Source organism: Enterobacter sp. NFIX58 (assembly GCF_900110475.1).
Classification (GTDB): Bacteria; Pseudomonadota; Gammaproteobacteria; order Enterobacterales; family Enterobacteriaceae; genus Enterobacter; species Enterobacter quasiroggenkampii.
Map to the genome: position 1 here is coordinate 141,885 of NZ_FODW01000003.1, position 20,927 is coordinate 162,811.

Consider the following 20,927-nt stretch of genomic DNA (forward strand, 5'->3'; position numbering starts at 1 on the left):
AATCAGTTGTTCTTCTTAAATTTTACAAGTTTATAGGCTTTTTTCGTTAAACGATATGGTCCATATAGCGTTTTAGCCACACGAGGATATTTATCCCAAACCGTACGTCTAAACGAACTAAACAGCAGTCTTGAACATCCGCTTAATACAGCAAGGAAATCCGGTTTACCCGATTTAGTTTCGGTAAACAACCTAAGCAAGCTTGAATATTGCCAGTAAACGTCACCATTAGGCAGGGCAGACATAATTTTCTGATGCTTAAATTCTAACTTAGCATAATTCTTTTCTGCTTGAGTTGGTGTCATTACACTATAAACACTAAATCCTTCATTTTTTGCCACATAACTAATAATGCGCTCAAGAACATGCGATAAACTACCATCGACATGCGCTGGCTCAGCATTAAAATCTGTCCATTTCCAATTATGCTCAAATAAAGGACGTAAAGCAGCGGGCCTGAACCAGAACATCGTCCCATATACTGCAACAGGAGTGTCATCATCCAATGGAACAACAATGCCAAGCTTCTTACATAATTCACTTGTTGGCCAATAGTTTGCAAACCAGGCATGACCCATTGTAGGGAAACCGATGTGAACAAGCGGTGGACAAATTATTCCTATATCATTACGCTTGTTCATCAAACCAATAACGTTGGTGATATATTCTGGTGACCCGAGAAGGTTCTCATAGAGATGTTTTTTAAACGAATCAGCACGTGCAAATCCATTCTGCGGGGATTTTTTAGAGTGTAAGCGACAGATATAATCATATTTATCACTGGTACCAATGTCCTTAAATGTGATAAATAATGAGGACATATCACGTCCTCTGTTTTCTTCAACGACGCGAACCTCAACATACTGCCCGATATCTTTCGTTTTTTCTCTTAGTATGGATGCATCTTTTTCGCTTGAGGTTGAAATATACAAATCATATTTATAAGGAATATTTTTTATATAAGAATAAATTTCTTCCCACATATCTGAATAAAATACATGAGCAAGAACAGCAATTTTTGGTTCCGGATTCTCTACGTTGTTATACTCTGGAGAAGGATAATTATCAGGCAAGATCCTTAACTGTTCCAGATTTGTGTAAAGAATGCGTGGTTTTACTGTGCGATTAATATTTTGATTGATAAGACCAATATCGTAATCACTTGTCTTCTCGATGGTCTCCACAGCTCCGCGTAGATCTACACAGTTAATGTCAAGCCACATTGGATCATGGAAAAATAAACGACGTTTAAGAATTGGACATCTATTTTCAATAGTTCGCTTAACGTCAATGAATGTTGGGTAATCTGATGGGTAGTTATCATTGCTTATATAAACAGATGATGTGAAGCCCATTGCCTGGAAATGAGACGTAAAGCGTGATTCATGACTTAAAACAGAATCAGTATAACTATTAATCATTGGCATATCTTGCCAATATTTTTTAAACTCAATGGAGTTTAACATTTTCTTGCGAATTGCAATGAAATGAGATTGTATATGACGAGGCAAGACTCCAGTTCCTGTAAAGGGATTTGGAACCATTTCGTTATGTTCGCTAATCCCCCAGAAATCACACGCCCTGCTATCCATTTCATTGAAAAGTTCGGAAAAAGGGAAAATCGGGGCAAAGAAGGTGTAATTGAGTAAAATAACCTCATCGTATTTACTGGCTAATTCATCATAGCCAATAGTTTCCATTCCTTCTTTATAACCCCAAACATCGAAGCCCACATTTTCTCGGCAGAAAACAGTAGCCCCAATCTTTTCAAGCTTTGCCCTTCCTGCGACGGTCATTTTCGAATTCGAAACAACAACAATATCTTCGACAAATTCCTTTAATGCAGTCAGCTTGGTTGGGATATAATCATCAACTTCACCAAATTCGTCATAAAAAAGATAAAAGGCAATCCTGCGCATTAAACATTACCACTCATTTTTTCAAATATTGATTAATAATTTCATCAGGTTTGCCATCAGCAATGATATTGCCATGGTCAACCCAAATAACTCGATTGCAAAGTTCAAGCAAAAGATCCATTTGGTGAGAAACAAACACCATAATATTGGAATCTTCTATCATCGCTTTCATTCTTGCCTGTGCTTTTTTGATAAAATCGGCATCACCGCCAGCGAAAAGTTCATCAAGAATTAGAATATCAGGCTGAGTAGCGGTAGCGATTGAGAACGCCAGCTTCATATACATACCAGTCGAATAATATTTTACCGGCGTGTCAATAAATTGTTCAAGCTCAGAGAAATTAATGATATCTGGCTCAATTTCTTTCAATCTTTTTAAATTATAACCAAGAATCGTTCCATTGAGGTAAATATTTTCTCTACCACTCAACTCCGGATTAAAACCTGCACCTATCTCAAGTAGTGGTGCTACTTTACCTTTTATATCAATCGTACCACTCGTTGGCGTATAAATTTTGCACAAAATTTTCAATAAAGAGCTCTTACCTGCTCCATTGTGTCCAATAATGCCTAACCTATCACCGTGGTTAATTTCCAAATTAATATTATTTAGAGCTAAAAAGGTATCATTTTTTTTCTGATGAGTTCTGGAGAATAAATCAGCGAACAACTCTTTTAAACTTGAATTTTTATTGTGATGCAGTGCAAACTGCAATCCAACATTTTTAAGAACTATTTCAGAATTCATATTTACAACCTAAATATAACTTTTGCGTCATTGCGTCTAAAATAGATGATACCGAAGATAATACTCAGCAACGAACAAACAGAGCATATTATTAGCGATTGAGTTTCAGGTAAGGTTCCTGAATAAATTGGCGAACGGAAGAGGTCAATATAATATACAAGTGGATTCCATGTAAATATCACATGGAACTTTTCTGGTATAGCAGTTATCGGATAAATGATTGGTGTGGCAAAATATAATGCTTGTAATACAACCCCAATAAGATATTGTACGTCCCTATAATAAACAGTCACAATTGAAAGTATAAACGTGACGCCAAGGGAAAACATGACCAAAAGCAGAAATGCAACGGGCAGGAAAAATAGAGCAGACGATATTTTAGCACCCAGTATCAAAGCTATAATAAACAAGCAAGCAGTGCTAAGCAGTGAATCCACCAATGTTGAGATAACTACGGATATTACAAACAATTGTTTTGGTAGATATATTTTTTTAAACAAAGATTCATTCGCCAGTAATGCTCCCCCCCCCTGGTTAAGAGAGTTAGAAAAAACTGACCAGGGTATCATCGCGGCAAATAAAAATATAGCGTATTCATTAACCTGAAACTTCATTACCAGCGAAAATACCACTGCGATAATCGCCATATTTAGTAATGGATTCAGTAAGGTCCAGAGAAAACCAAAGAAAGTCCTTCTGTACCTCATAGTAATCTGTTGATGAATTAGTTGTCTTAAAACTTGTCGATACTCAACTATCTCATTAATAAACGAATTCATAATTTTTTACTTTCATCAATTAGAGCACGAACACTTTGTTCAAAGCCTTGTGAAAAACAGGAACGTTTGTAACCAAACTTTTCTATTTTATCGCAATTTAAAACACTATATTTGGGTCTCCTGGCGATGGCTTTATATTCTGCAGTACTAATTGGTTCAACTTTAGATTGTGAAAATGTTATAGCTGCAGCGATTTTATTGGCAAAATCATACCAGCTCATTACAGTATCACCGCTGTAATGATAGAGACCAGGTTGGAGTGTTCCTTCTTTGATTATATCAATAATCAAATTTGCAATATCCGGCGCATATGTAGGCGCGCCAACCTGATCGTATACAACTTTAATATCTTTATTTTTCTCAACCAAATTAAATATGGTTTTTAAAAAATTCTTTCCATATTCACTATATACCCAAGATGTTCTTATTATAATAGCACCAGCATGATTTTTAAGAACCTCCAGTTCCCCCTTGTGTTTTGTACTGCCGTATACGTTAAGTGATTTTACGGTGTCTTTCTCGGTATACGGTTCACTGCTGTTACCATCGAAAACATAATCTGTGGAAACATGGATAAGTTTAGCACCATATTTTGATGATGCCTGAGCGACATATTTAGCGCCTAAATTATTCACGTTTTCAGAAAAATCAACATTAGTTTCAGCATCATCAACGGAAGTGAAAGCAGCAGTATTTATTACGACATCAGGCTTAAAATCAGAAATGACATCATAAACATTGCGTTCGTTAGCAATATCGAGGAATATTTTATCTGCCGCTAGTAAAATCCAGTCTTGCGGGATACGTCTGCTAAGACTTTGTCCTAACTGACCTTGAGCTCCGGTTAGCAGTACTCTCATTTATAAAGATTCGCCAAAGTAAGACCTTTTTTATCCTTTTCAGAAAGTTTTGGATTGGTCACGGGCCATTCAATACCGACCTCTTCATCATTCCAAAGCAAGCATCCTTCATGTTCCGGATAATAATAATCAGTACACTTATATTCAAAGTCGGCGGTATCCGTGAGAACGCAAAAACCATGCGCGAGTCCAGGTGGGATCCAAAGTTGATTTTTATTCTCGGCTGAGAGCTCAACACCAACCCATCGGCCATAAGTTTTTGAATCCGGGCGAATATCAACAGCAACATCAAATACTGCACCACTTACAACACGAACTAATTTACCCTGTGGATTATTTTTTTGAAAATGTAGACCACGAAGGACATCTTTAGTTGAACGCGAATGGTTATCCTGCACGAAGTCGAGATCTATATTGAGCATTTCTTGATAACGCTTCTTCTCAAAGGTTTCCAGGAAAAAACCACGTTCATCCCCAAAAACTCTTGGCTCAATAATTTTCACGTCGTGTATAATTGTATCAATGACTTTCACGAAACTGCCCCTTCATAAGAAATTATTTATAACACTTGATTGTTGCGTTTATACACAATCCCTGCAGATGTTTTCTTTCCTTAGTGAATTCAATTTTGGCAGGTTTCATATGTATTTCTTTCAATTCTAATATCAATATATATATTGATAAAACATATCGAAAATGCCAAACAATATATCTCCCTGTGTAAATTAAACGATAACTTTAACAGCAGGGAGGCAAATATTATTTATTCGCTAATTAATACTTTGAGATAACGGCCATATTCAGTTTTAGCAAGCTTTTTAGCTTGTTCCTCAACCTGGTCCTTGCTCATCCATCCATTACGATATGAAATTTCCTCAAGGCAAGCCACTTTCATCCCCTGACGTTTTTCAATGGTATGAATAAATTGGGAAGCCTCGACCAGGCTGTCGTGAGTACCCGTATCCAGCCATGCAAAACCACGCCCCAGCAATTCAACCTGCAATTTCCCCTGCTCGAGATACATCTGGTTAAGGGTCGTAATTTCAAGTTCACCACGGGCGGAAGGTTTAACCTGTTTGGCCATTTCGACTACATGCTTATCGTAGAAATAGAGACCGGTCACCGCCCAGTTTGATTTTGGTTTTAACGGTTTCTCTTCGATGGACAGCGCTTTGTAGTTCTCATCGAATTCAACCACGCCAAACCGCTCAGGATCCTGCACCTGATAACCAAAGACCATTGCTCCGCTGGTCATTTGTGAAGCCGCTTCCAGTTTTTTACCAAAGCTCTGACCAAAGTAAATATTATCACCCAGCACCAGTGCACAAGGTTCATTATTGATAAACTCTTCACCAATAATAAATGCCTGCGCCAGGCCATCCGGGGATGGCTGAACCGCGTAAGATAAACTAATCCCAAATTGCGAGCCATCGCCTAACAGGCGTTTGAACGAAGGCATATCTTCCGGGGTAGTAATGACCAAAATCTCACGGATACCTGCCAGCATCAGTACAGAAATTGGGTAGAAAATCATTGGCTTATCATAAACAGGAAGCAACTGTTTAGATACACCTTGCGTAAGCGGATAGAGACGGGTTCCGGAACCACCAGCAAGTACAATACCTTTCATCATATTTTCCTTTATTATTCCGCCAGTCCCAGACGTTCGCCCGCATAGGAGCCATCCATTACCCGCTTCCACCAGTTTTCGTTGCTCAAATACCACTCAACCGTTTTACGGATACCTGATTCGAAGGTTTCCTGAGGCACCCATCCCAGATCGTTTTTAATTTTGCTGGCATCAATGGCGTAGCGCAGGTCATGTCCCGGACGGTCGGTTACATAGGTAATAAGATCGGCGAAGTGAGTAATGCCTGCAGGCTTATCGGCAATAATTTCATCCAGAATGGTGCAAATTGTCTTCACGACTTCAATATTTTTACGCTCATTGTGACCACCGATATTGTAGGTTTCGCCCACAGTACCTTCAGTTACCACTTTGTATAACGCGCGTGCATGATCTTCGACAAACAGCCAGTCGCGAATCTGCTCACCGTTCCCGTACACAGGAAGCGGTTTACCTGCCAGAGCGTTCAGGATAATAAGCGGAATCAGTTTTTCCGGGAAGTGGTATGGACCGTAGTTATTCGAACAGTTCGTCACCAGCGTCGGAAGACCGTAGGTACGACGCCACGCGCGCACTAAATGATCGCTGGATGCTTTAGAAGAGGAGTAAGGACTACTTGGCGAATATGGCGTGGTCTCGGTGAACAGCGGAAGATCGCTACCGGCAGGTACTTCATCAGGATGCGGCAAGTCACCATACACTTCATCGGTGGAGATGTGATGGAAACGAAACGCCGATTTGCGGCCGTCGTCCAGTTGAGACCAATACTGACGCGAAGCCTCCAGCAATACATAGGTACCGATAATGTTGGTTTCGATAAAGGCTGCAGGGCCTGTGATTGAACGGTCTACATGGCTCTCGGCGGCAAGATGCATTACAACATCAGGCTGATGCTCAGCGAAAATGCGCGACATAGCACTGCCGTCACAGATGTCAGCCCGCTCAAAGGCATAACGGGGATCATTTTCGATTTCTGACAGAGATTCCAGGTTCCCCGCGTAGGTTAATTTATCTACGTTAACGACAGAATCCTGAGTGTTATTAATAATATGACGAACTACTGCAGATCCAATAAAACCTGCACCACCAGTAACAAGTATTTTCACGAGACTATTCCGTATTGCATCGCCATGTTAAATCGCGAACATTATTTTTGAGTGGTTACCTTGCAACGCGCCAAATTTTAAACACGCTACCGCCCCTGGCTCTCCAGCTACCAGTGCACTGAAAACAATAAAAATGTTAGCTACTATGCAATGAGAACCAGTGCCTGTTGTTATCAAATAGGCACAGAATGCTAATCTGATATTCTCCACTTAAATAGGTTTGAAGACAAGGGAAAATCTCAGACTAAACCATCATGTCAACACTCAGCAAAAAGTGCCTTAGACATTGATTCTATTACAATAAAAAAGGTAGCAAGAGTAATTACAGAAGCTGGAACAGCCTCCTCGTACTCGTTGCTACCCGATTCATTTGTTAAGGATTTGACTTACTGTTCCAGAAGTTTCTCAATTCTCTTGCGGAACTTCGCCCCTTCCTTCAGGTTACGCAGTCCATAGTTCACGAACGCCTGCATATAGCCCATCTTCTTACCGCAGTCATAGCTCTCGCCGGTCATCAGCATCGCATCGACAGACTGCTTCTTCGCCAGCTCAGCAATCGCGTCGGTGAGCTGAATACGGTCCCAGGCGCCTGGCTCAGTTTTTTCCAGCTCGGCCCAGATATCCGCGTTCAGAACATAACGGCCCACCGCCATCAGGTCAGAATCCAGCGTCTGCGGCTGATCCGGTTTTTCGATGAACTCAACGATGCGGCTAACCTGCCCTTCCGTCTCCAGCGCTTCTTTGGTCTGAATTACGGAGTACTCGGAGAGATCACCTTTCATGCGCTTCGCCAGCACCTGGCTACGGCCCGTTTCGTTGAAACGTGCCACCATTGCCGCCAGGTTGTAGCGCAGCGGATCGGCAGACGCGTTATCAATAATGATATCCGGCAGCACAACGATGAAGGGGTTGTCACCCACAACCGGACGGGCACAAAGAATAGAGTGTCCCAGACCCAGCGGCTGCGCCTGACGCACGTTCATGATGGTCACGCCCGGCGGACAAATAGACTGCACTTCCGCCAGCAGCTGACGCTTAACGCGCTGCTCAAGCAACGCTTCGAGTTCGTAAGAGGTGTCGAAGTGGTTTTCTACCGCATTCTTGGACGAGTGCGTAACCAGGACGATTTCTTTGATCCCTGCAGCAACAATTTCGTCGACAATGTACTGAATCATTGGCTTATCGACGATCGGCAGCATCTCTTTAGGAATGGCTTTTGTGGCTGGCAGCATATGCATGCCCAGGCCTGCTACCGGAATGACTGCTTTCAAATTAATCATTATTTCTTCCACCTTAAAATGGTTGACGAATTATAGCTCTTAAACCTGTTTTCGCCAGCATGATTTGCCGTAACCCTGAAGCAATGTTACGCCTTAGCATCACATATTTCTGTAGTTGTAATCTGATTCGATCGCGCTTTTATGCCAGGAATAGTCTCAAAACAGATTATTGTCGATTATCTGTGCGGAAGCGCAAAGTTCAGCCTTTCCACATTCACCACCTGCTGGTCGACCCGGTCAATATCCACCGAGCTTTGCCCTTTCTCATTAACGGCTTTTATGTTCGCCAGCGACAGCAGCGTCTCGTCTTTCGCCATGAATTTTCCTCGCACATCCTTGCGCAGGTCGAAGTTAATCTTCAGGGCAGGCCCCACGGCGGCTTCCTGCATGACATTGATATTGCGTAAAAAAAGATGCTGCGGCTTGTTGTGTAATTCAAGCGTAGCACGCTGCATATCCACGTTGGTTATCGCCACAAACGAGGTCGCGTTACCGGATGAAATCTGTATTCCGCGCAATTTATACGCAAGCTGGCGGTTATCGAGGTGAATATTATTGAGCTTAAAGTTCTGCGGGATGGACAAATAATCGCCTTTTATCACCCCATAGCCGATTAACATTCCCGCACTATTGACCATGTCGACATTATCAATAATGAAATTATCACAGCCATAAATGGCCACCGTGGCGTTGTCTATTCCTGCCTTTTTACTGAAGTCAGGGGTGATATTTTTGGCCTTAATATTGCGGATAACAAAGTGTTTCCCGTTTTCCACGTGCACCAGCTGACGACAGTTACTGCCGGTGATGTTGGCCACCACGAAGTTCTTAACAGTTTGCTTTTCCGGGTAGTCGTTGTCGTAGGTGCTGCCGGCGAGGCCAATGCCGATGCCCCAGTTGATCTTGCCGTTGGTGCAGTTGATGTTATCGATGACATGGTCGGAAATCAGGATATTGCGATCGTTGATAGCAACGTTCCACTCGATCGCATCGCCCTGCAGATGGCTAAATTTGCTGTTGGTGATGCGGGCGCCGTCCACCTGGTTGTGGAAACCCTGGCGCAGGATAGCGTAGTTGGCCTGACTCACGCTGATGTTATCAATCAGCAAATTTCGCATCACGCTGGGTTTCGTACCGCCGATGTAGATCTGCGTTACAGGGCCAAAACCGCTCATGGCCAGCCCTTTAATTACGCAGTCGGAGCCACGTACATCGAGAGTGATATTCTCTGTCCGTCCCTCGCCTTCCCCTATCACTTTGCTGCCTTCCTGCAGAACAAAGCGGCCGCGGCCGTTGCCGGTTAGCGCCCCGCGGATTAGCAGCGTTTTACCGTCGGGAATGAAAATACCCGTGTTGATGTTTTCACAAGTCAACCCGGCAGGGACAACGACCGTGTCCCCGTCATTAAACGCCTGCTTAAAGGCCGCGATCCAGTCGTTGTTATTGTACTGTTTAACAGAGACCGTTCTTCCGCTCGCCGCCCGCGCAATGCGGGACGACAGCAGCGGCGTGGCCGCCAGAACGGACAGAGACGAGACAAAGGTGCGTCGGGTAATCTTTTTCAGCATACATCCTCGGCGTTACAACGTTTGCAGCAGGCTGGCTAACTGACGGTTTATCACCTGCTGGTTAAAATCGGTTTCAACTTTTTGTCGGGCATTGTGCAGTACGGGCTCCAGCGCCTGCTGGTCGATGTCGCTGAAAGCAGCTAACCGATCGGCGAGCGCCATGGCGTTATTCTCGGGCACCAGCCAGCCGGAATGGTCAGACTTAATGAGCTCCGGGATCCCGCTGTGCAGGGTCGAGACCACCGGTATACCCACGGCCATTGCCTCCATCAGCGCCACCGGAATGCCTTCCATATCGCCATCGGCCCCCGTGACGGAAGGCAGCAGAAATACATCTGCCTCATCGAGCATGGCCTTGACCTCGTGGCTCGGCTTGAAGCCCGGCATCTCTACGACATCTTCCAGCTGATACTGTTCGATCAGCGTGCGCAGACGACGCTCCCACGGCCCAATCCCGAGAATGCGGTAGTGGAAATCCACCCCACGCGCTTTCAGCTGGCGGCAGGCTTCAATCGCCACATGCAGCCCTTTCTTCTCGGTCAGACGCGCGACGGAGATGATCTGCAGCGGTTTACCCGGCACTTTCACCGGACGGCGGGTAAAGCGCGTTAAATCCACGCCCATGCGCGAAACGGCAATTTTCTCTCCCGGGCAGCCCATGTTTTTCAGGCGTCCGGCCCACAGTTCGCTGATAGGCAGCATCATGTCGCCACGCAGGAAAAGCTGCTGGTATTCCGGCGTGTAGTGGTTCAGCACTTCGCGGCTGGAGATGTCGATACCGTGGAAAATGGTCGCAATTTTACCGTCAATTACGCCCAGTTCGCGCAGCTTCGCGGCGGTGACGCCTGCCGGGCCAAAGTGGGCGATAAACACGTCGGCACGATACGGCTGCGCCGTTTGCCCGCAGATGGCCGACAGGATCAGATTGCGTGATTCTGATCCATAGCGGGAGACATTCAGCGCCCGCCACGTCGACGCGCGATGGATCCCACGTAAGGTCTGGCTGGCGCGGTGGCGCAACTTACTCAGCTTCCCGGACGGCTCATCCTGCAGCCAGCGGGTTTTTGCCTCCAGCCCATACTGGGTATACGCCGCATGGGTATTTTGGGTATCGCCCTTTTGCAGGGCGATAATCTCCACGTCATATCCCATATCGATAAACGCGGTGATTTGGTTCAGAACAAACGTTTCGGACGACAGTGGAAATTTCAGTAAGAAGAAACCAACCTTCATTTCCCCTCCCGTACGCGATCGAGTACCGATTTCACCATTCCAATGCCCTTCTCGCGCTCGGCTTTCACCGCCACCGCCAGACGTTCATTGATAGCAGGCAGTTGGCCAAGCGTGTCCCCCACCATGGCGCCGAGCGATCCGTCCAGCAGGTGACGAATATCCACCGCCATTTCCGGCATACCGAGCTGCTGCATAATCCCGGCGGACTTGTGCTCATAGTTAATGGCAATGGCCGGCGTGCCAAAGTTCATGGAGATAATGGCCGAGTGCAGACGGGTGCCCACTGTCAGGTCGCAGGCGGAGAGCAGCTTGCCCATCTCCAGGTCGTTCAGCTCATCCATCACCACGTGATAACGTGACGGGTCATTGACCAGGTTGCGCAGGTTCAGCGCCACCATGCGGTCATCTTTGTTGTAGCTGTCGATACCGGTACAGGTGGACAGCGCCAGCACCTGGTACCCGCTGTCCAGCACGCGGTTCACCACGTCGGCGAACGCTTGCTCATACGCCGCCTGCGTCGTGCCTAAACGTTTATCGAAGGGCGCCAGCTCGCGCAGGGTAATGGCGACGGTTTTCTGTTTCGCCGCCACGTCGAGCCAGTGCTGCACCGCATAGCTCGGCTGGAAGCTGTCGTCCTGGTGATCCACCAGCCAGGCGGTATCCACGCCGTGCTCAACTTTTGACGTGTCAATCTCGCTGCGCTTCATCATCTCAAGGCTGACCGACTCGCGCAGGATCAGCGCGTCGCAGTGGCCGAAGACATAGTTTGCGAGCTGGTTAAACTGCGGATCCTGGAAAGGCCCCACGCTGTGGCCAATCATAAATAGCGGCTTTTTCGCCATGAACGTGCAGAGCGCATGCTCAAACTGCGGCACGCCGTAGAGATCGACGAAGAATGAACCGCCGACCTGGATAATGGCGTCATAGCCGGACAGCAGACGAACAAAGTCAGTGAAGCCCTGCGCGATGGCGATGTTGCGCAGCTTGCCGGTATCGGTCACCCGGGAAAGCAGCACCTGATGCTGGTAGCGACGACGCAGCACTTTTTTCACGCGGCCCATCACGCCCGCGGCGTTGTTGTGCTGTTTCATCTGGCTATAAAGCGGGTCGCCCATCACCGGGCGGTTCAGTAACCAGGATGAGCTGACCGGATAACGGCTCATCACGTCCACTTCGGTCTCAGGCTTAAGGGTGTTAATCGCATCCAGTAAACCGCGCAGGATGGCGCTGTCGCCACGGTTGCCGCAGGTATGGTTGCCAAGAATTAATAATTTCATAATGGCCTCTTAAAGAACTAGCCTGCGCGAAGCAGCGTTTTCATTTTTTCGTTACGGCAAAACTGGCGCTTCATCTCAACGACCAGCGCATTGCGAGAAAGTACGATCATCACGACGAAGGCCAGCGCCCCCGCGGCAACCTGCACCGCCAGCAGCGCGGCCAGCGGCAGATGGCCGCTGAGGATCGCACCCAGACCGTAGCTCACCGCCAGGGTCGGCAATGAGAGATAGAACGGCAACCACAGGCTCAGGATGTACTGACGGTAGCTGGAGCCCAGCACCGGTTTAATCATGATGAAGTAGCTCAGGACGGTATTGACGATCTGCACCAGCAGGAAGCCCAGCGTGACGCCAATGGCGCCCGCCATGTGTCCGCCGACGATAATTGCCGGAATAAACAGGAAGGTTTTGAATACGTTGAATTTAAAGCTGATGTCCACGCGCGCTTTAGCCATCAACAGGGACCCAATCGGGTTCCCCACGGAGCGCAGCAGCCCTACCACGCACAGCAGCTGAAGGATCGGGATAATACCGTTCCACTTCTCGCCAAACACCAGCGGCACGAAGTTGCTGGACACCACCATCAGCCCCAGCAGCACCGGGAAGTTGATAATCCCCACCACCGAAAGCAGCTTGTAAAAGTTAACGCGCAGCTTCTCGGTGTCGTCCTGAATCTTGGCAAACGCCGGGAACAGCACGCGGGTGATTATTGGGTTCAGCTTCATCGGCGGCACCACCGCGACGTTGTAGGCCAGGTTGTAGCCCCCCGCCACGCTCGCACCGAGAATACGTGCCAGCACCAGCGTCGAGAGGTTGGTATTAACATAGTTGATAATGCTGTCCGCCGTCAGCCACGCGCCAAAGCGCAGGTTGGACGAGACGGACGCAAGAGAGAAATGCAGTCCCGGACGGTAAATTTTACGTCCAAAGTAGCCGAACAGCAGCGTACGCACGGCAGAGTTCACCAGGTAACCGAGGATGGCGGTCATCGCCAGCGGCCAGAAATGGGCGCTCACGACTGTAAAGGTAAAGCCCGCCAGCACGGCGCTGGTCTCGATCATACCGATCTTATTGAACTCCAGCTCTTTCTGCATCAGCGCGCGGAACTGCTGCCCGTGCGGGATCACCACGAACGCAAACGACAGCGTGCGCATCAGCGGGGCGAGATCCGGGTTGTGCAGCACGCTGGCGATGGTGTCGCTCAGCAGGAACACCAGCACAAACACGAAAATCCCCAGCCCCACGTTCAGCCAGTAGAGCGTGGTCAGCTCAAGATGGCTGATCTCTTTGCGCTGGATAATCGAGTTGGCGATACCAAAGTCAGACAGCGTATCGGCCAGCGCGATGATCACCAGCGAGACGGTCAGCAGGCCGAACTGGTGATTATCGATAATGCGCGCCAGCACCGTCATCTGCACCAGGCCGAGGCCAATGATGACGATGGTCGCCATCGCTGACCACTTGGCGCCGCTGATGGTTTTTTCACGTAAGCTCATCTTAGTACGCCGCTTTGTTCACGAAACCTTTGAAGATAGTCAGAAAAACAATCTTGATATCGAACCAGAGGCTCCACTCGCGGATGTACTCCAGATCGAACTCGATGCGTTTTTCCATTTTTTCCAGCGTGTCGGTTTCGCCGCGCCAGCCGTTGATTTGCGCCCAGCCGGTGATGCCCGGCTTCACCTTATGGCGCAACATGTAGCCTTCAATCAGCGAGCGGTACTGCTCGTTATGCGCCACCGCGTGCGGACGCGGGCCAACAATCGACATCCCGCCGGTAAAGACGTTGATAAACTGTGGCAGTTCATCCAGCGAGGTGCGACGCAGGAAGTTCCCGACGCGGGTGACGCGCGGATCGTTCTGCGTGGCCTGGGTCACGACCTTGTCGTTCTCCATCACCTTCATGGAGCGGAATTTCCACACCATAATCGGCTTACCGTCCATGCCGTAGCGGGTCTGACGGAAGATAACCGGTCCTGGTGAGCTCAGCTTCACCGCGAGGGCAATGCAGCACAGCACCGGAGAGATGAGCAGAAGAATCAGCGAAGAGAGCACGATATCTTCCAGACGCTTCAGCACGCGGTTAATACCAGACAGCGGCGTGTCGTACAGCGGTACGACCGGCACGCCGTTCACCTCTTCAATACGCGAATGAAGGATGTTAAAGGTAAACACGTCCGGGATCAGGAGCACTGAACAGGTCGTATCCGCCAGCTCGCGCATCAGCTGCTTAATGCGGGAGTCGTCTTTCATCTGCATGGCGATGTAGACGTTGTGAATTTTGCCGGCCTTCGCATCGTCAATCAGCTGGTCGTAGTTGCCCGCCCAGTCGGCAGGCACGCCGCCAGGCTTCGCGTCGTGATAAATCCCGACCACTTCAAAGCCTAACCACGGCTCTTTGCGGAAGCTGTCGAGCAGCACCCTGCCGACGGGCAGATCGCCTGCTACCGCCACAAAGCGACGATTATAGCCACGGTTGCGCAGCCAGCCTGCGCCAAAGCGGATCAGGGAGCGGCACACTACCATGCCGACGCTGCTCAACAGATACCAGCAGAGATAGGTCACGAGGCGATTATCAAAATCATGGCTGAACGCCACCAGGCCTGCGCTGAAGATCAGGCTCAGGGTCCAGTTCTGCAGCAACAGCATCAGTTCGGTGGTCATTTTGACGCCGCGCCACGAGCGGTAGAAATCGGTCATTCCGCCGATCATCTGAAACACGACCAGCGCAATCAGGGCCATCAGAAGATGCATATATAAGAACGGCAGCCCGCTGATCCGACACACCGCCCACAATCCACCGACCATGATGGTGATATCAGAAAAACGCTGCACCATAGAGATTAACGATGCATTCGTTCTCGCTCGTTCGCGTTTTTTTAGATTCGTCATCGTTGTTCCTGTATTCGGTTCCCCCTCCCACCGGGAGGGGCAGTTATTACTGATTCAACAGCGCCAGAATGTCCTTCGTTCGGGCTTCCATCAGCGCGGTGTCCGCACGGGACTCCACGTTCAGGCGCACCACCGGCTCGGTGTTGGACGAGCGCAAGTTAAAGCGCCACTGCGGGAACGCCATGCTGATGCCGTCGGTACGATCAATTTCCAGCGCGTGAATCGCAAAGTGCTGCTCCACGCGGGCAATCGCCTCGGCCGGCTGCGCCAGCTTGCTGTTGATCTCCCCGCTCGCCGGGAACGCCGCCATACGGTCGCGCACCAGCTCGCCCAGGGTCTGCCCCTTCAGGCACAGCAGCTCGGTGACCAGCAGCCACGGGATCATTCCGCTGTCGCAGTAGGCAAAGTCCCGGAAGTAGTGGTGGGCGCTCATCTCGCCGCCGTAGATGGCGTCTTCTTCGCGCATGCGCTCCTTAATGAAGGCGTGGCCGGTTTTGGACATCACCGGCGTGCCGCCTGCGGCAGACACCACGTCGACGGTGTTCCAGGACAGACGCGGGTCATGAATAATTTTCGCGCCCGGGTTTTTCTCAAGGAACGCTTCTGCCAGCAGGCCAACAATGTAGTAGCCCTCGATGAACTGCCCTTTCTCGTCGAACAGGAAGCAGCGGTCGAAATCACCGTCAAAGGCGATACCCATGTCCGCGCCGTGCTCAATCACCGCGTTACGCGTGTCGTCGCGGCACTCCGGCAACAGCGGGTTAGGAATACCGTTCGGGAAGTTGCCGTCCGGGGTGTTATGCACTTTCACGAAGGTCACCGGCACGTTCAGTGCCTTAAAGCGCGCTTCAAGGGCATCGACAACCGGGCCGGCCGCGCCGTTACCGGAGTTAATCACCAGCTTCAGCGGCTTCAGGTTCGCCACGTTGATGTAGCCCAGCAGGTGGTCGATGTACTCTTTCTGCAGGTTGATTTTTTTGTAGCTGCCGCGCTTCGCCTCGTTCACCGGCGGGAAATCGTTGGCTTCCGCCAGGCGCTGCACGTCGCGCAGGCCGGTGTCGCCGCTGATCGGGCGGGCGCCCTTGCGCACCAGCTTCATGCCGTTGTAGTCCATCGGGTTGTGGCTGGCCGTCACTTCAATACCGCCGTCCACCCCCAGGTGGAAGGTGGCAAAGTAAATCTCTTCGGTTCCGGAAAGACCGATGTCCAGCACGTCCACGCCCGCATCCTGCAGCCCTTTCGCCAGAGCCAGCTTCAGGGATTCGCTGGTCAGACGCACGTCGCCGCCCAACACGATGGTCTGCGGTTTTAAATATTCGCCGTACGCACGACCAATGCGCCACGCAATGTCTTCATTCAGCTCTTCGCCCAGCTTGCCGCGAATATCGTAGGCTTTAAAACAGGTTAATTTTTCCATGATGACCCCTTTTTCAGGCAACAGTCGGTCCTGACCACTTAATGGCCAAATTGATTTTTTTGTCATTCGTAGGCCCGGTAAGCGCAGCGCCACCGGGCATGATGCTGAGGGCTACACCCGTCCGTAGCGGTCCTGGAAGCGCACGATATCGTCCTCTTCCAGATACGAACCGGAGCGCACCTCAATTAAATCGAGAGGAATTTTCCCCGGGTTCTCCAGACAGTGCGTAGCCCCCAGCGGAATATAAATGGACTCATTTTCACCCAGCAGTTTGACTTCACCGTCGATCGTGACTTTAGCGGTACCCGCGACCACCACCCAGTGCTCGGCGCGGTGATGGTGCATCTGCACCGACAGCCCCTCGCCCGGCTTCACGGTGATGCGTTTCACCTGATAACGGTCGCCTGCGTCAATGGAGTCATATTTCCCCCACGGACGGTAGACTTCGCGATGAATGTGGTGCTCGTGACGGCCATCCGCCTTGATCTTCTCCACCACTTTTTTAACGTCCTGCACGGCGTTACGGTCGGCAATCAGCACGGCGTCTTTGGTCTGGACCACCACCAGATCTTTCACCCCGACCGTGGTGACCAGGCCAGACTCGGCGTAGACGTAGCTGTTTTCCGTTTTGTGGCTAATGACATCACCGTGATGGACGTTACCCTCCGGGGTATGGGCGCTGATCTCCCACAGGGAGGACCAGGAGCCGACATCGCTCCAGCCCGCATCCATCGGCACCACAACGGCATCTGCCGTGCGTTCCATCACCGCATAGTCAATGGACTCTTCCGGACAGGCGAGGAAGGCCTCTTCATCCACGCGGATAAAGTCGAGATCCGGGTCCACCACCGCCATCGCTTTCTCGCAGGCTTGCAGAATATCCGGGCGATATTTGCTCAGCTCTTCCAGATAGCGTCCGGCGCGGAACAGGAACATCCCACTGTTCCAGTAATATTCCCCGCTGGCGACATACGCCTGCGCGGTTTCAAGATTGGGTTTTTCAACGAACTGCGCCACGTCAAACGCCACGCTGTCGCCTTCACCCGGCGTCACGTTGCCGCGACGGATGTAGCCGTAGCCGGTTTCCGGCAGATCCGGCACGATACCGAAGGTCACCAGCTTGCCGCTCTCAGCGTAAGGAATGGCCGCACGCACTGCGTCACGGAAGGCCTCTTCCTGCTGGATAACGTGGTCTGCCGCCAGCACCAGCATCAGCGGGTCACAATCCGGGCTGCTGCGTTTTGCTGCCAGCGCCGCCAGGGCGATAGCCGGTGCGGTATTGCGTCCGGCAGGCTCCAGGATGATATTTTCTGTGAGTTTGTTCAGCTGGCGCAGCTGCTCGGCAACGATAAAGCGGTGCTGTTCGTTACAGATCACCACCGGGCTTTCACACTCCACGCCGTGGAGACGGTTTACCGTCGTCTGCAGCATGGTGAGATCCCCTTTCAGGCAGAGGAACTGTTTTGGATAGAGCACGCGGGACAGCGGCCACAACCGGCTACCAGAGCCACCAGCCATCACAACCGGATACAAAGTGGTTTGACTCATGATTTATCCCCGTATATCTGCAATAAATTGGCTCAGCACGTTCTCTTTCTCGAGCGTGCGTTCGGCATATTCACGTGCCACCGTGTTCATTTTTGGCATGGCAAGTGCCTGTTCAATGCCAGTGACCAGCGCCGGGACCGATTCCGGCTCTACGCACACGGCAATCCCCGGATAGCTGTCACACAGCTGGCCTAATTCAGTTTCGGCTTCGGCCGTAATCACCGCGTTACCGCCCACTGCCAGAATGTTGGTCAGCTTGGACGGCAGCACCGCATCCGCCGCGCCGCGTTTTTGCACCACCAGATGGCAGTCGCCCATCTTCAGCAGCGCAGGCAATGCCTCGTAAGACTGAAGCGGGAAGAATTTCACGTTGGTCAGGCCGCGTTCGCTGACCATTTTTTCCAGCCGCGCTTTTCCACCCCCCTGCCCGACAATCACAAACATCCATGGATGTTCGTTCAGCAGTTGAGCCGCCTCGATCACGCTCTCCAGCCCCTGCTTTTCGCCGATGTTGCCTGAGTAAAGAATGATTTTTTGATCTTCAGGCAAACCGAGATGCGCGCGCAGCGCCTGAGCGTCTTGCTCAGTCACGTCGCGAAAACGCGCCACTTCGGACCAGTTCGGGAAGAAGATCACCTTCTCCGCCGGGACGCCTTTCTCTTGCGCCTTGTTCATCATCGAGCGCGAGATCGTTGAGACGTAATCCACGTTGTGTAAGCCACTGCGCTCAAACGCGCTGGCGAGCTTCGCCACCTTGCCGCCTTTGCTTTTGCCTGCCATCCCCAGGCCCAGCATGGCGTCAACTTCATAATCCTGAATGTGCAGCAGGGTGCGCGCCCCGGAGAGTTTGCCCAGCAGACGCATGCCCGGCGTGCAAAACAGCGTCGGCACCACGCCGATGATGCGATCCGGCTTCCAGCGACGCTGCGCCATCAGCGGGAAGAAACTACTCAGAGCAAAGCTGCCGAGATGAATCAACCGTTTAAGCGTTGAGGGCTGCTTAGGCACATACAGCGGGCAGCGCCAGACGGTCGCTGCACCCTCTTCGCGACGGTAGCGCCAGCTGGAGTAGCGCTCCCCCACTTTCCATTCCGGGTAGTACGGCGGCGCGGTAATGACCCGCACGTCATGTCCCTGGCTCGCCATCCACTCGACCATCTCGCCGGTGTATTTCCCGATACCGGTTAGCTCCGGCGAGTAGTTGATTCCGTATACGAGGATCTTCATAAGCCCGGCACCCCGGACTGACGTTCAGCGAGGAAATAGGCGCGACTGTTGTCATGCACATTGTTGCTCGCCAGCAGCACCTCTGGCGTCTGCCAGCGGTAGTCGTCGTGCTGAGAATCAGGCAGACGCAGGTCTGCCTCACTCACCTTCAGGCGGAACCCCAGCACGATGTAGTGCGTGGTGAACCCGGTGCCTGAAAAGTTATCGTCATAGAAGTGCTGCCAGACCCCGTAAAACTGGCCCGCTGCCATCGGCAGCTGCAGACCCAGTTCCGCCAGAGTGAGACGCTCAAACGCATCGGTAAGCGTCTCATCCTTTTGCACGCGCCCACCGGGCACGAACCAGAAGCCCTGCGCAGGACGGTTGGTTCGTTTCCCCAGCAAGAACTCGCCGCGTTCGTTCTCCACGATCAAATCAATCGAGATGAGCGGAGTGGAACGCACCACCGTGGCAAAATCTTCCTGACTTAAAAACATCATTACCCCCGGAAGCGGTGCTGGTTTTCCAGGAACCACTGATAGGTGCTTGCCAGCCCCTGCTCCAGTGACACCTCGTGATACCAGCCCAGCTGATGCAGACGGGTCACGTCCAGCAGTTTGCGCGGCGTGCCGTCCGGTTTCGTGGCATCAAACACCACGCGGCCTTTGTAGCCCACCACCTGCGCGATGGTCTGCGCCAGCTCGCGAATGGTGCAGTCCACGCCGGTGCCCACGTTGATGTGCGACAGCATCGGCTCGGTGTTCTCCTGCCACACTTCGCGATCCAGCTCCATCACGTGAATGCTGGCCGCAGCCATGTCGTCCACGTGCAGGAATTCACGCATCGGCGTACCGCTGCCCCACACCACCACATCCGGCGCGTTCTCGGCGGTTGCCTCGTGGAAACGACGCAGCAGCGCCGGGATCACGTGCGAGTTGCTCGGATGGAAGTTGTCGTGCGGTCCGTACAGGTTGGTCGGCATCACCGAGCGATAGTCGCGGTTGAACTGACGGTTGTAGGACTCGCACAGCTTAATCCCGGCAATCTTGGCAATGGCGTACGGCTCGTTGGTCGCTTCCAGTGTGCCCTGCAGCAGCTCGCTTTCGGCGATCGGCTGTTTCGCCATTTTCGGGTAAATACAGGATGAGCCGAGGAACAGCAGCTTGTTCACGTTGTGCAGATGCGCCGCGTGAATGATGTTGCTCTCAATCATCATGTTTTCGTAGATGAAATCCGCCGGGTAGGTGTTGTTGGCAACAATGCCGCCCACCTTCGCCGCCGCCAGATACACCTGGTCAATGCGTTCGTTAGCAAAGAAGTCCTGTACCGCACGGCTGTCGAGCAGGTTAAGCTCATCGCGCGTGCGGACAACCACTTCGACGTCACCGCGCTGTTCGAGCTGGCGAACAATCGCGGAACCCACCATTCCGCGATGACCGGCGACAAAAATACGTTGTTTTGTCATTC

At 50.8% G+C, this 20,927-nt stretch carries 18 protein-coding genes; all 18 read right to left on the reverse strand.

The features are described from left to right. Nucleotides 1-2 precede the first annotated feature (2 nt). Entirely contained in the window at nucleotides 3-1,919 is a 1,917-nt protein-coding gene (locus BMW97_RS14090) for a rhamnan synthesis F family protein (protein ID WP_045908611.1), read from the reverse strand. 13 nt (nucleotides 1,920-1,932) lie between these two features. Further along, nucleotides 1,933-2,667, reverse strand: a complete 735-nt coding sequence (locus BMW97_RS14095; RefSeq protein ID WP_045908612.1) for an ABC transporter ATP-binding protein — start codon at nucleotides 2,665-2,667, stop codon at nucleotides 1,933-1,935. Nucleotides 2,668-2,669: 2 nt separating this feature from the next. Continuing rightward, nucleotides 2,670-3,446 carry an ABC transporter permease gene (locus tag BMW97_RS14100; RefSeq protein ID WP_045908613.1) on the reverse strand — a complete coding sequence of 259 codons (777 nt, stop codon included), beginning with the start codon at nucleotides 3,444-3,446 and terminating at the stop codon, nucleotides 2,670-2,672. Next, the gene (rfbD, locus tag BMW97_RS14105; RefSeq protein ID WP_045908614.1) at nucleotides 3,443-4,306 is read right to left on the reverse strand and encodes a dTDP-4-dehydrorhamnose reductase; all 864 of its coding nucleotides are present in this window, start codon (nucleotides 4,304-4,306) and stop codon (nucleotides 3,443-3,445) included. Before rfbD ends, BMW97_RS14100 begins: the two co-directional genes overlap by 4 nt. Next, the gene (rfbC, locus tag BMW97_RS14110) at nucleotides 4,303-4,839 is read right to left on the reverse strand and encodes a dTDP-4-dehydrorhamnose 3,5-epimerase (protein WP_039266714.1); all 537 of its coding nucleotides are present in this window, start codon (nucleotides 4,837-4,839) and stop codon (nucleotides 4,303-4,305) included. Before rfbC ends, rfbD begins: the two co-directional genes overlap by 4 nt. Before the next feature lie 230 nt (nucleotides 4,840-5,069). After that, nucleotides 5,070-5,936 carry a glucose-1-phosphate thymidylyltransferase RfbA gene (gene rfbA, locus BMW97_RS14115; RefSeq protein WP_090392954.1) on the reverse strand — a complete coding sequence of 289 codons (867 nt, stop codon included), beginning with the start codon at nucleotides 5,934-5,936 and terminating at the stop codon, nucleotides 5,070-5,072. A gap of 14 nt (nucleotides 5,937-5,950) precedes the next feature. Then, a complete protein-coding gene (gene rfbB, locus BMW97_RS14120; RefSeq protein WP_045908615.1) occupies nucleotides 5,951-7,039 on the reverse strand; it encodes a dTDP-glucose 4,6-dehydratase in 1,089 nt (362 codons plus the stop codon). 386 nt (nucleotides 7,040-7,425) lie between these two features. Beyond that, nucleotides 7,426-8,319, reverse strand: coding sequence for a GalU regulator GalF (gene galF / locus BMW97_RS14125; RefSeq protein WP_039266717.1), 894 nt, complete (start codon nucleotides 8,317-8,319; stop codon nucleotides 7,426-7,428). Nucleotides 8,320-8,495: 176 nt separating this feature from the next. Further along, nucleotides 8,496-9,887, reverse strand: a complete 1,392-nt coding sequence (wcaM, locus tag BMW97_RS14130) for a colanic acid biosynthesis protein WcaM (RefSeq protein ID WP_045908616.1) — start codon at nucleotides 9,885-9,887, stop codon at nucleotides 8,496-8,498. Nucleotides 9,888-9,899: 12 nt separating this feature from the next. Continuing rightward, nucleotides 9,900-11,120 carry a colanic acid biosynthesis glycosyltransferase WcaL gene (gene wcaL, locus BMW97_RS14135; protein WP_045908617.1) on the reverse strand — a complete coding sequence of 407 codons (1,221 nt, stop codon included), beginning with the start codon at nucleotides 11,118-11,120 and terminating at the stop codon, nucleotides 9,900-9,902. Further along, nucleotides 11,117-12,397, reverse strand: a complete 1,281-nt coding sequence (gene wcaK, locus BMW97_RS14140) for a colanic acid biosynthesis pyruvyl transferase WcaK (protein ID WP_045908618.1) — start codon at nucleotides 12,395-12,397, stop codon at nucleotides 11,117-11,119. Before wcaK ends, wcaL begins: the two co-directional genes overlap by 4 nt. Before the next feature lie 17 nt (nucleotides 12,398-12,414). Then, complete coding sequence (wzxC, locus tag BMW97_RS14145; protein WP_032646471.1) at nucleotides 12,415-13,893, reverse strand: colanic acid undecaprenyl disphosphate flippase WzxC; 1,479 nt, start codon at nucleotides 13,891-13,893, stop codon at nucleotides 12,415-12,417. 1 nt (nucleotide 13,894) lies between these two features. Then, nucleotides 13,895-15,289 (reverse strand): undecaprenyl-phosphate glucose phosphotransferase, encoded by a 1,395-nt coding sequence (wcaJ, locus tag BMW97_RS14150; RefSeq protein WP_045908619.1) that lies wholly within the window; start codon nucleotides 15,287-15,289, stop codon nucleotides 13,895-13,897. 46 nt (nucleotides 15,290-15,335) lie between these two features. Continuing rightward, the gene (gene cpsG / locus BMW97_RS14155; protein ID WP_029742028.1) at nucleotides 15,336-16,706 is read right to left on the reverse strand and encodes a colanic acid biosynthesis phosphomannomutase CpsG; all 1,371 of its coding nucleotides are present in this window, start codon (nucleotides 16,704-16,706) and stop codon (nucleotides 15,336-15,338) included. A 111-nt stretch (nucleotides 16,707-16,817) separates the two neighbouring features. Continuing rightward, nucleotides 16,818-18,254, reverse strand: coding sequence for a mannose-1-phosphate guanyltransferase (gene cpsB / locus BMW97_RS14160; RefSeq protein WP_045908620.1), 1,437 nt, complete (start codon nucleotides 18,252-18,254; stop codon nucleotides 16,818-16,820). Between the two features lie 3 nt (nucleotides 18,255-18,257). Continuing rightward, the gene (gene wcaI / locus BMW97_RS14165) at nucleotides 18,258-19,481 is read right to left on the reverse strand and encodes a colanic acid biosynthesis fucosyltransferase WcaI (RefSeq protein ID WP_045908621.1); all 1,224 of its coding nucleotides are present in this window, start codon (nucleotides 19,479-19,481) and stop codon (nucleotides 18,258-18,260) included. Next, nucleotides 19,478-19,957, reverse strand: coding sequence for a GDP-mannose mannosyl hydrolase (locus tag BMW97_RS14170; protein WP_045908763.1), 480 nt, complete (start codon nucleotides 19,955-19,957; stop codon nucleotides 19,478-19,480). The genes wcaI and BMW97_RS14170 overlap by 4 nt, the downstream gene beginning before the upstream one ends. Before the next feature lie 2 nt (nucleotides 19,958-19,959). Further along, complete coding sequence (locus BMW97_RS14175; RefSeq protein ID WP_045908622.1) at nucleotides 19,960-20,925, reverse strand: GDP-L-fucose synthase; 966 nt, start codon at nucleotides 20,923-20,925, stop codon at nucleotides 19,960-19,962. Nucleotides 20,926-20,927 lie beyond the last annotated feature (2 nt).

Bases quoted from the DNA above. Each gene is read 5' to 3' on its own strand.
- BMW97_RS14090 (WP_045908611.1), bottom strand. From the start codon at position 1,919: ATGCGCAGGATTGCCTTTTATCTTTTTTATGACGAATTTGGTGAAGTT.
- BMW97_RS14095 (WP_045908612.1), bottom strand. From the start codon at position 2,667: ATGAATTCTGAAATAGTTCTTAAAAATGTTGGATTGCAGTTTGCACTG.
- BMW97_RS14100 (WP_045908613.1), bottom strand. From the start codon at position 3,446: ATGAATTCGTTTATTAATGAGATAGTTGAGTATCGACAAGTTTTAAGA.
- rfbD (WP_045908614.1), bottom strand. From the start codon at position 4,306: ATGAGAGTACTGCTAACCGGAGCTCAAGGTCAGTTAGGACAAAGTCTT.
- rfbA (WP_090392954.1), bottom strand. From the start codon at position 5,936: ATGAAAGGTATTGTACTTGCTGGTGGTTCCGGAACCCGTCTCTATCCG.
- galF (WP_039266717.1), bottom strand. From the start codon at position 8,319: ATGATTAATTTGAAAGCAGTCATTCCGGTAGCAGGCCTGGGCATGCAT.
- wcaM (WP_045908616.1), bottom strand. From the start codon at position 9,887: ATGCTGAAAAAGATTACCCGACGCACCTTTGTCTCGTCTCTGTCCGTT.
- wcaL (WP_045908617.1), bottom strand. From the start codon at position 11,120: ATGAAGGTTGGTTTCTTCTTACTGAAATTTCCACTGTCGTCCGAAACG.
- wcaK (WP_045908618.1), bottom strand. From the start codon at position 12,397: ATGAAATTATTAATTCTTGGCAACCATACCTGCGGCAACCGTGGCGAC.
- wzxC (WP_032646471.1), bottom strand. From the start codon at position 13,893: ATGAGCTTACGTGAAAAAACCATCAGCGGCGCCAAGTGGTCAGCGATG.
- wcaJ (WP_045908619.1), bottom strand. From the start codon at position 15,289: ATGACGAATCTAAAAAAACGCGAACGAGCGAGAACGAATGCATCGTTA.
- cpsG (WP_029742028.1), bottom strand. From the start codon at position 16,706: ATGGAAAAATTAACCTGTTTTAAAGCCTACGATATTCGCGGCAAGCTG.
- cpsB (WP_045908620.1), bottom strand. From the start codon at position 18,254: ATGAGTCAAACCACTTTGTATCCGGTTGTGATGGCTGGTGGCTCTGGT.
- wcaI (WP_045908621.1), bottom strand. From the start codon at position 19,481: ATGAAGATCCTCGTATACGGAATCAACTACTCGCCGGAGCTAACCGGT.
- BMW97_RS14170 (WP_045908763.1), bottom strand. From the start codon at position 19,957: ATGTTTTTAAGTCAGGAAGATTTTGCCACGGTGGTGCGTTCCACTCCG.
- BMW97_RS14175 (WP_045908622.1), bottom strand. From the start codon at position 20,925: ATGACAAAACAACGTATTTTTGTCGCCGGTCATCGCGGAATGGTGGGT.